Origin of the sequence: Virgibacillus salexigens (genome assembly GCF_014905415.1) — a bacterium.
Classification (GTDB): domain Bacteria; phylum Bacillota; class Bacilli; order Bacillales; family Amphibacillaceae; genus Virgibacillus; species Virgibacillus salexigens.
Genome location: NZ_BNEO01000046.1, coordinates 1 through 383, shown reverse-complemented (window position 1 = coordinate 383; position 383 = coordinate 1). Strand labels below are relative to the sequence as shown.

Here is a 383-nt window from a genome sequence, read left to right as displayed (position 1 = left end):
ATCCATCTCCTTCACCATTAAAAAGACGAAAGGCGTTCGTTAATTCATCCTGATAGAAGTTCGCCCGTAAAGCGCGTGCATTGACAAATTTTTCCACATAAAAATGATGGTCAATTTTTACTGACGAAGAATCTAAAAGCCAACCCACTCCTTTATTTTGTTTTGAAAGATAACCTGTTCCAAGCGCTTGCCCTTTTTCATCAAAAAATTGTGCAAAATCATCCTCCAAGAAAGGTGAATTTAAATCTTCTGCCACCAAAAGTGGATAGCCAGCCCGCAATTTCTTTGCTGCTTTTGTCCGTACTGTAATTTTTTTCATGCTTTAATTATAACAAAAAAGTACTTTCTTTTTCTTTTAAAAACCAAAATAACCACCAGATAGA

1 pseudogene is annotated in these 383 nt (G+C 35.5%); it reads right to left on the bottom strand.

Going from position 1 to position 383, the window contains the following annotated elements:
* Positions 1-319: pseudogene (locus tag JKP73_RS22155) on the bottom strand (RlmI/RlmK family 23S rRNA methyltransferase); the annotation flags it as partial.
* Positions 320-383 lie beyond the last annotated feature (64 nt).